Annotated in this window: 10 protein-coding genes and 1 pseudogene; 3 read left to right on the top strand and 8 right to left on the bottom strand. The window is 57.5% G+C overall.

Annotation, left to right across the window (positions count from 1 at the left end; genetic code table 11):
* Together ACP7BS_RS29530 and ACP7BS_RS29525 are read left to right on the top strand one after the other, a co-directional pair.
* Positions 1 to 104: DUF892 family protein (locus tag ACP7BS_RS29530; protein ID WP_426240910.1), on the top strand; the 104-nt coding region annotated here is incomplete at its 5' end.
* 28 nt (positions 105 to 132) lie between these two features.
* Complete coding sequence (locus ACP7BS_RS29525) at positions 133 to 681, top strand: YidB family protein (protein WP_426240909.1); 549 nt, start codon at positions 133 to 135, stop codon at positions 679 to 681.
* 208 nt (positions 682 to 889) lie between these two features.
* Here the strand turns inward: ACP7BS_RS29525 and ACP7BS_RS29520 are convergent, their stop codons facing one another.
* The 8 genes and pseudogenes from ACP7BS_RS29520 to ACP7BS_RS29485 all read right to left on the bottom strand — a co-directional run bounded on the left by ACP7BS_RS29520 (position 890) and on the right by ACP7BS_RS29485 (position 8485).
* A complete protein-coding gene (locus tag ACP7BS_RS29520) occupies positions 890 to 1033 on the bottom strand; it encodes a hypothetical protein (RefSeq protein ID WP_426240908.1) in 144 nt (47 codons plus the stop codon).
* Positions 1034 to 1303: 270 nt separating this feature from the next.
* Positions 1304 to 2104: an SDR family NAD(P)-dependent oxidoreductase gene (locus ACP7BS_RS29515; protein ID WP_426233294.1), complete on the bottom strand. Its 801-nt coding sequence runs from the start codon at positions 2102 to 2104 to the stop codon at positions 1304 to 1306.
* Between the two features lie 11 nt (positions 2105 to 2115).
* Positions 2116 to 3284, bottom strand: a pseudogene (locus ACP7BS_RS29510) (zinc-dependent alcohol dehydrogenase).
* Between the two features lie 12 nt (positions 3285 to 3296).
* Positions 3297 to 5105, bottom strand: a complete 1809-nt coding sequence (locus ACP7BS_RS29505) for a YbhB/YbcL family Raf kinase inhibitor-like protein (RefSeq protein ID WP_426233292.1) — start codon at positions 5103 to 5105, stop codon at positions 3297 to 3299.
* Positions 5106 to 5178: 73 nt separating this feature from the next.
* A complete protein-coding gene (locus ACP7BS_RS29500) occupies positions 5179 to 5703 on the bottom strand; it encodes a DUF4142 domain-containing protein (protein ID WP_426240907.1) in 525 nt (174 codons plus the stop codon).
* A gap of 10 nt (positions 5704 to 5713) precedes the next feature.
* On the bottom strand, positions 5714 to 6772 hold the full coding sequence (locus ACP7BS_RS29495; protein WP_426240906.1) for an alpha/beta hydrolase: 1059 nt from the start codon (positions 6770 to 6772) through the stop codon (positions 5714 to 5716).
* 279 nt (positions 6773 to 7051) lie between these two features.
* Positions 7052 to 7510: a GNAT family N-acetyltransferase gene (locus ACP7BS_RS29490; RefSeq protein ID WP_426233288.1), complete on the bottom strand. Its 459-nt coding sequence runs from the start codon at positions 7508 to 7510 to the stop codon at positions 7052 to 7054.
* Positions 7511 to 7540: 30 nt separating this feature from the next.
* A complete protein-coding gene (locus ACP7BS_RS29485; RefSeq protein ID WP_426233286.1) occupies positions 7541 to 8485 on the bottom strand; it encodes a DMT family transporter in 945 nt (314 codons plus the stop codon).
* Positions 8486 to 8572: 87 nt separating this feature from the next.
* Here ACP7BS_RS29485 and ACP7BS_RS29480 point away from each other — a divergent pair, with 87 nt between their 5' ends.
* Positions 8573 to 9193 (top strand): CGNR zinc finger domain-containing protein, encoded by a 621-nt coding sequence (locus ACP7BS_RS29480; RefSeq protein ID WP_426240905.1) that lies wholly within the window; start codon positions 8573 to 8575, stop codon positions 9191 to 9193.
* Positions 9194 to 9414: the final 221 nt, after the last annotated feature.

The following is a 9414-nucleotide window of genomic DNA, read 5'->3' as shown; positions in this document are numbered from 1 at the left end:
ACGCAGCCGGTCTTCTTCAAACGACGCTTGATGAGGAACAGGCCACCGACCTGGCTCTCACCGCCATCGCCACGTCAGTGGTCAACCAGAAGGCAGAGGGTTAATCCCCTTGACGCAATAGGAGGACTTGAAATGGCCAGCAGCGCATTAAAGGCACTACTTGCAGTCCTGGCGGTAGCAGGGTTCCAGAACAGGGACAAGATTGGCGAACTACTGCGGGGTCTTCAACAGCCCCAAGGCGACGGTACTCCTGGCGAGCAATCGGGCGGGCTTGGCGGCCTGCTCGGTGGCCTGACAGGCGGCGGCGCGGGCGGGCTTGGAGGTCTTAGCGGCCTCCTTGGCGGCGCTTCCACCGGAAGCGTGCTGGGAGGTGGCCTCGGCGACCTCCTGAAACAGTTCCAGCAGAACGGCCACGGCGAGACGGCCAAGTCTTGGGTCGAAACCGGACCGAACGCCGAGATCGACGATACCCAGCTATCGGAGGCATTGGGACCGGAAGTCCTTGACGATCTATCCGCAAGAACGGGTTTGTCGCGGGAGGAAATTCTCAGCCGGCTGCGCCGCGATCTGCCCAAGGCAGTCGATGAACTCACACCGGATGGCAACATTCCTCCGGATGACTATGAATACCATGACGGGGGTCGGCAATCGGTGCCATCTATAAAGCCTCAAGGCGTTTGAGGAGTTCGATCATTGCTCGAAAAGGCCCCTCAGATGCGGCCTTTTTTTGTCAGGACATCTCCGAGATCATCGCGAACTCACTCCATGAGTGGAAGTAGCGGTGGGGCGAAAACTGGTTCGTTCTCACGAGGTCAAGGTATAAGCGGTGCGAACTATCGGCGTGCCGCATCCATTATCGCGCAATCCGGGCGGGTTGGTTGGGAGCCCGTCACGATAATCGCAGAGCTTTGAGGACTTCGGATTTCTTTTGCCGCTTTTCGTCGCTGTCAGCGGCCGCGAACATCTTGGACTCCTCGAAATCACCACGTGGTGACAGACCTCGCCTGCGCCTTGTTCCTGCGATCTTGTTCATAGTCCCTCCTACTCTGCCGACGTTTCAACACGGCGCCGCCACTATTGGGCGTGACGTAATATAGGGCAGATGAAAATCCAGACACCAGATAGATGCGCTAAGTGTTGGTCTGCCCCGCCGCCGCAGGCCATGGAGCTGTGCGCTGCGCCTTGCACTGCGGAAGCGCTAGTGCTGACGTCTGCCGTCCTTAGCGATTGGCAACTGGTCAGCAAATTTCGATGAAGACCGTACCAACAAAAATTTTCATTGTCGTGTTTCGTGTTTAAGATGTCAGGTCTTAGCGGTTCCCGGCGCCGCCATCTTGGCGTGCTGTTCGGCCAGGATTCCAGCCGGTGTCACGTCAGCCATGACTGTCTGGAGCTTGTTCTTCCAGCCAGCGACGATATCGCCCTCGTTCTTCATCAAGGCGTCGAACCCGACCTTGGCGACATCGGCCGGATCGTCTTTTTCCCACTGACCCACTTCGGTGTCGAGCATGTGGGCCCGTTCAAAGAACTTGGTTTCTGTTGGCCCCGGCATCAGGCAGGTCACGGTGACACCGGAGTCTTTCAGCTCATGCCGCAAGGCAAACGAGAAGGAGTTCAGGAATGCCTTCGTCCCGTTGTAAATCGCCTGATAGGTGCCAGGAACGAACCCTGCGATCGATCCCGTGATGAGGATTTTGCCTGAGCCACGCGCGCGCATATCGTTGCCGACCGCATGGATGAGCGCGACAGTTCCCGTTACGTTGGTATTGACAACATGCAGTGCTTCGTCGAGATCCTGGTCGAGAAAGCCCTTGCCAAGCCCTCTGCCGGCGTTGGCCAACAGGATATCGACCGGCTGTCCCTTGTCGGCGACGAAACGCGCGAAGTTGGCAGCGCCCTCCTTGGTGGCAAGATCAACCTCCATTGCGTCGACGGAGACGCCGATTGAACGCAAAATGTCTGCGGCAACGTCAATGTCGTCTTCATCGGCGGCGATAACGAGGTCAAAGCCCTGTTCAGCCGCGATCTTTGCAAGTTCCAGACCGATGTCCGAAGACGCCCCCGTAACGACGGCGAGCTGGTTTTGTGCGCTTCCCATGATCATTTCCAAATTTCTTATGGTTTGAGAACGACCTTGATGCAGCCGTCCCTTTTGTCGAGGAACGTCTTGTAGAGGTCCGGCCCGTCTTCAAGACTGCCGGTATGGGTAATAATGAAGGACGGATCGATCTGGCCGTTCTGGATGCGCTCCATCAGGATTGGCAGATAGTGTTGGACGGGGGTTTGGGCCATCCTGAATGTCAGGCCCCGGTTGATCGCCGACCCCATCGGAATCTTGTCGAGGAACCCGCCGTAAACCCCGACGATCGAGACTGTCCCGAAGTTGCGGCAGCAGTGGATCGCCTGGCGCAGCACATGCGGCCGGTCAGTGCCCATGAAGGTCGCGACCTTGATGCGATCAAGACGGGCGTCCCAACTCGCGGCGGGATCGGATTCGGTACCGACCGCGTCGATGCAGGCATCCGCCCCGCGTCCGTTGGTTAGTTCCATGATCCGGTCGTAGATGTCCTTGTCCATATAGTCGAGGACGAGGGCTCCCGACGTCTCGGCAAGCGCAAGCCGCTCGGGGACTGTGTCGATCGCGATCACTCGTTCGGCTCCGAGAATGAACGCGGACTTGATTGCCATCTGCCCCACAGGCCCGCAGCCCCAGATGGCGATCGTATCGCCCGGCTGGATGTTACAGAAGTCGGCCGCCATATAGCCCGTCGGAAAAATGTCGGACAGGAAAAGCACCTGCTCGTCGCTCAGCCCGTCGGGAACCTTGATCGGTCCGACATCGGCATAGGGCACGCGCAGATATTCGGCCTGACCGCCGCTGAATCCGCCCAACAGATGGGTGTATCCAAACAGGCCAGCCGGCGAGTTCCCCCACATCTTCTTGACTTTTTCGGGCTTCGGATTGGACCGTTCGCAGCCTGAGAAAAAGCCCCGTTTGCAGAAGAAGCAGTCGCCGCAGGCGATCGTGAAGGGCACGACGACCCTGTCGCCAACCTTGAGCTTCTTGTTGTCCTTGCCGACTTCCACAACTTCGCCCATGGTTTCGTGGCCCATGATGTCACCGCTGTGCATGTCGGGCATGATGCCGTTGTAGAGATGGAGATCGGAACCGCAGATCGCGCATGCCGTCACCTGATAATAGCATCGCGTCCTTCCTCGATTTGTGGATCGGGAACGCTTTCGCAGCGGATGTCGTGCTTGCCGTGCCAGGTGAGTGCTTTCATATCGACGTTCTCCTATTTCGAAGCCATCTTGCGTTCGAAAATGCCGACGATCTGGCCCTCGGCAAGCACATGGCCATCCATGGCCTTGAGAACGGCATCACGCTTGGCACCCGGCTCCAAGCCAAGCGTTTTGACATCGAGCGCGAACACCTGGAAATGATAATGATGAGCGGGATCGCCGACCGGTGGCTTAGGACCGGTGTATCCAAGCGAGCCCATGCTGTTGGCGCCTTGCTTCATGTCCTTAGGCTCCTGCAGGACCGGTCCGCCGGGAATGCCTTCACGTAGCCTTGTGGTTGCCGCCGGGACGTCATAGGCTACCCAGTGCGTAAATGGTTTCGGCTTCGCGGCGTCGGGATCGTCAGAAATGATAACGAACGACTTTGTGCCGTCCGGCGCACCACTCAATTGGAGCGGCGGCGACGCGTTGTCGCCGTCTGCCGCATATTGCAGGGGGATCGGGCCGTCCTTTTCGAAAGCAGATGTCACGGCGATGGCATCGCTTCCTTTGGGTTCGACCAGATCGATCGCAATCTTGGATGCCGGCATCTCGTTTACGACATTGGGAATCGTGCCAGCCTCCGCGGTTTGTGTCGTTGCGCTGGCACCGTAGGAGACTTTGTAGATCGTACCGTTGCTGTCATCCGCGACGAATAGTGACCCGTCCTTGCCGACGGCCACACCAGTCAGGCGTCCGAGATAACCGTATTTGCCGTTTTCCTGCTGAAGCAAAAAGCCTTCGAGAAACTTTTCGAATGCAACAGGTTTGCCGTTTTCAAAGTTGACCCGGACGATCTCGTAGCCGCTTGGCGGACGGCGGTTCCAGGATCCACGCATGGCGATGAAGGCATCGCCCTGATAATCCGCCGGAAAGGCCTTGCCATCATAGAAAGCCATCTGCATCGGCGCGCTGTGGGCAGTGTATCCGAGGACCGGTTCAGTCGATTGCTTGGCCCAGTCTTCCAACGTAATCCCCTCGGGCGGATCCATGCGTGGATTGAGTCCGCGCATGCCATAGACATAGGGCCAGCCATATTTCTTGCCCTGCTCGATCCTGTTCAATTCTTCGACCTGCACTTTGTCGCCGAGCCAGTCGATGCCATGGTCCATTCCGTAGAGAGCGCCGGTGGTAGGTTCCCAGTCGAAACCGATGGTGTTGCGCAGGCCGCTGGCGAAGATTGATCGCGATGCCCCGTCCTTGCTTGCCCGCAGGACCGTAGCGTTTTCCGGATTGTCGTCCTGGCATTCGTTGCAGGTGCTGCCCGAGCCGATGTAGAGCATGCCGTCGGGGCCAATGCCAAGCGTCCGGTTGGCATGCTGTCCGGCATCGGGCAGGTCGTTAATGATACGCTTGAGCGGACCGAACGTACCGTCTTCCTTGACATCGGCGGTGTAGACATCGTGGATCGTCACCAGGAAGACCGTGTTCCCGTCGAATACAATGCCATGCATACCGGAGCGGCTTGCAACCGTAACAGTGCCATCCGCCTTGCCGTCGCCGTCGTCATCCTTGAGCATGATTACATCACCGACAGACCGGCGGGTAGCGTAGACAATGCCCTTGTCAGAGACCGCCAGCATGCGCGGATTGATGAGGTCGCGAGCGAAAACCTCGACCTTGAAGCCTTCAGGCGCTTTGATCAGCGCCGTGAGCTTGGCGTCGTCCTTCATCTGACGTTTTTCCGGCTCCAGGATCGATCCCTGGATGACGACATCGGAGGCGCGGCCAACCTCTCCTTTGACCTGTGCAGAAGACATCGAAGGCAGCGACAAGGCGAAGGCGGAGACAGACACTAGAAGCGCGGACAAACGGATGTTCATGGGACCTCCCGGACCATTGGAATAAAAGGAAAAGTTCGGTCTCATCGACCGGGCTTCGTTGCGGGTTGTCGTATCAGTGAGCAGCAACCAGGTGCATCACATGCATCTTGTGAGTTTCCAACTTTGGCAGTGTTTCTGCGGCAAACGCTTTCACGGCCTCTTCGTCACCGCCCTTGGCATAGATGGCAAAAAGCGTGACCGCCTCCATATGCGCTGTCGTCTGCATCTCGATATAGAGCGGCTGGAAATCCTGTTCGGACGCGCCCTTCAGAAGGTCCAGCATGGCGGCATGTTTGGGCGACAGCTTGGGCGGCGCATCGTCCAGCTTGGCGGCCTTTTTCAACTCTTCTGCCGCCATGGTGTGATCCTTAATCATCACGGCCGCGAATTCCTTGACATCGGCGTCTTTAGCCTTCTGCTCGGCCAGCTTGCTGGACTCGATTTCGAAAACGTTCGAGCTAGTGACGACCTTGACGAAGGAGGCCTTGTCGACATTCATCGGAGCGTCTGCCTTGTCGGCACTCGCCGGCATGGCGGCCAGGCTCGGCGTGGTCATGAGGAAGAGCGATAGGAGCGAGGCGGATATCATCTTGTTCATGGGGCTCTCCTTACTGGGTTTTGGCAAAGGCGGCGGTGAGGTCAGCGACGGCGAGATCAAGCGCCTGCTTGGCCTCCGGAACGACCTTTCCCATGCCGAAAAATTCGTGAGTGACGCCGTTGAACGTCTTCAGGTCCACCGCGACGCCGGCATCCTTCAGTTTGCCGGCATAGATTTCACCGTCGGAGCGCAACGGATCGATCTGTGCCAAGATGACGGTGGCGGGCGTGACACCGGCCAGATCAGATCGACCGTTGAGGTTGATTCGTGGATCCTTGGTCTCATCCATGGTTGAGACCGTATTCTTCACGAACCATTCCATATCGGCCTTGCTGAGCGGCTTGGCGTCGGCGTTTTCCTTGTAGGACGGCGTGTTCATGTCATTGCCGGCAACGGGATAGACCAGAAGCTGGTGGACAGGCTGCTTGGTCTTCATGTCCTTGGCCATCAGCGCGACATTGGCGGCCAGATTGCCGCCAGCGCTTTCGCCGGCAACCGCAATCTTATTGGAATTGCCGTTCAATTCGTGAATGTTTTCTATTACCCATTTGTATGCGGCCCAGGCGTCGTCATGCGCTGCCGGAAACTTGTGTTCTGGTGCGTGCCTGTATTCAACCGAAACAACGATGGCATTGGTACCAAGCGACAGCGCGCGCGGTGCACCGTCATAGATGTTGATGTCGGCCACGACCCAGCCGCCGCCATGATAGTAAACCACAACCGGGAACGGTCCCGCGCCGCCAGGGATATAGACACGGGCCGCGAGCGTCCCGGCCTCGGTCGGAATGGCGATGTCCTTCGTCGTCACCTGTGCTTCCGGATTGGACGAAATCCGCTTGTCCCACTGGACGGCATGGGCGGCATCAGCCGGGCTGGCCTGGGTCCGTGCCTCGGGCACGGACAGCGTCGAAAACGGCTTTGCCTCCAGTGCGCCAAGCTTGTCGAGAACCGCCTGCATTTCCGTGGTTGGCTTGGCCATCTCTTGCGCCAAAGCCGAGGATGCTGATGCCAATGAGATGAGCAGAGCCATCGCCAAAGGCGCTGTGCGCGAGAAATTCTCGAAAAACATTATAAATCTCCGATTTGATTGCGTATCAAACCGGAGCTAAGAGGTAATGTTCCATATTATACGGGTTTGACGAAATATAACTTTGAGCTGAAACCGAGCGGCTCATCTGTCGTATTTCACATTCAGCCAATTCCGACCCGGAGTTAGGAGAGAAAGAGCGCTCTTTTGAGCGTCACTCATATCCGGTCATTTCCAGATAGCCTTGCCCTTTGACACTTCCCTCGGGCATGAGTTTAGCAGTCTCTCCCGAGTGCACACCACGGTAACGAGGAATAGCGGCTAGCTGAACGTAAGCCTCATTTCCTTGGCCGGCTTGAATCCGAGAGACGCATAAGCCGGCTCGCCGGCATTCGAGGCATGTAACACGACTGCCGTACAACCAATCAACCGAGGGTAATCGACGGCAAGCTGTGTCAATTGCCGCGATATCCCTTGGCGCCGGAGTTCGGCTCGACGAAGACGCTCCAGATGTAACCATGCTAGTGAACTGCCTGTTTGAGCACGTGGGATAAGGTAACATATGCACTTGGCGGGACACAAAGCCTGCCGCGGTGTTGCCGTCCATCGCAAGGAACGTCGCCAGCTCACGGTGATCTCGCCCTTCACTGACGAATTGGCGGACTTCCCCTTGGGATCGACATTGAAGTGAGCAGCAGGAGTGGCGTAGCTATCCCACACAGCCAGACAGTGCTCAATTAGGATGTCGTCGTGTTGCTGGGTCGCCTTGAGGAATTCCATGCTCTGGCCTTTCCTCATTTGCGTTTGAACTTACGTCTCGAGCGCCGCGTGTTCCGTCGCCGGTGGTTCCACCATGGCAAGATAGGCGCCGCTGAGCATGACGATGATGCCAATTATGTCGAACACAGTGACCTGTTCGGAAAACAAGAGTGCGCCGAGCGCGACGGCGATGACCGGCGATATGAAAGCATAACTGCCGGCACGCGACGCGCCGATATCCCTGAGCAGGCGCATATAGGTCGTGTAGCCGATCAGCGACCCGAAGACGACAAGGAAGAACCAGCCGCCCCAGGCGATCATGCCCCAGTTGCCCGACAGGGCGGAGAGGGCTCCTGGCTCAAATAGCAAAGCCGCGATGAGCAAGGCGATGCCTCCGACCAGAGTGGTGAAACCGGCGACTAATGACGCTGGATAGGTTCGCAACAGAGGTCTGGCCAGCACCGAGCCATATCCATAGGTGAATGCCGCTGATGCAACCGCGAGGCCGCCGTAAAGGCTCGCACCCACGAAGGCTTCCGGCTTCGAAACATTTCCGTCTGCGCCCGTTGGCCAGAATAGGACGAGCAGTCCGGAAACACCGAGCGTGATCGCCAAAACCCTCCTCGCGTCCAGTTTTTCTTCGCGCAGCAGGAGAGCGAAGCACAGTAGAGCGATCGGTGTCAGCGACATTTCCAGGACCGCAGCGGTCCCGGTGTCGATATACTGCATGCCCCAGAACAGGGGGCCGTAGCAAAGGGTGATCATCAAGATGCTGACCGCCATAAAACGACCGCCGTCCCGGACCTTGAAGCCGGCCGTCTCTCCTCTCGTCGCAGCATACAGAAGAAGCAACACTCCTGCCGCGGTAAAGCGTGTTCCGGCAAAGAGCAAAGGCGGTACGACCTCGATGCCGGCCTTGGTACCAATCCAGGTGCTTCCCCAAATTACGCACAGAATCAGAAAACGAAGCTGGTTTTTGTTCAAGCCGGCAGACATAGGATTTCCGATCGATGTAACGGATAAAGTATCTATAGACCGTTACAACCCGCTCTTGCCGAATTCGTTCCGTGATCCGATATTGAAATGATGACAAATCAAAAGACCATCGGCGACATCAAGCTTCTCGGCGGCCATCCGGCACTCGACTACGTCAATACGGTCGATAGCCGGGGGGAGCGCTGTGGTCCGGAGTTTTTGAACAGCTACAGCGATCTGGTGACGTGGGCACGGCGTGTCGGCCTGATTGACGACGAGGAGTGCGCCGCTTTGCTGTCAAAGGCGGCCCAATCGCCCCCCGAGGCCCAGGATAGCCTGAATGAAGCGAAGGAGTTTCGAGAAGCATTATGCCGCATATTCATGTCAGAATCGGACGAGAGCCCAATCGCGCAGAAAGATCTGCGGCTTGTCACCGACATGGCAAATTGGGCTCAATCACAACGGACTTTGACGGACTTGGCGGGGATCATCGAGTGGCGGTACGCCTCGGCAGAGAAGTTGAACGCCATAGCCGAGCGCATCGGATGGTTGGCCGCCGAGTTGCTGACATCACGACGAGACCGGCGCCCCGTCCGCGCGTGTCAGGGTCCGAACTGTGGGTGGCTGTTTCTCGACCACTCTCGCAACGGCCATCGGCGATGGTGTTCGGACAAGACGTGCGGATCTCACTCAAGAGTTCGAAAGTTCCGGGCTGTGCGATCCGATTGACGTGTCCCGGCGGATACCTGCACCGGGCATCCTAAGGGTTATTAAAGTGTGTAGCTAAAGACGGAAGCGCAACCTCCTATTTTAGCATTAGGACTTCAAATGTGTAATGGCCCCATAAAAATCCGGACACGATCTCCCACTTAACAAGTGTGCGAGGTAATGTGCCCATTATGACTAGTCACAATCCGAAGATAGAAGTCCTGCCCGGTCCTGAGCGCCGC

Source organism: Pararhizobium sp. DWP1-1-3, from assembly GCF_049896125.1.
Lineage (GTDB): Bacteria > Pseudomonadota > Alphaproteobacteria > Rhizobiales > Rhizobiaceae > Pararhizobium.
The sequence above is the reverse complement of the archived record's forward strand: the minus strand, read 5'-3'. Positions and strand labels throughout refer to the sequence as shown.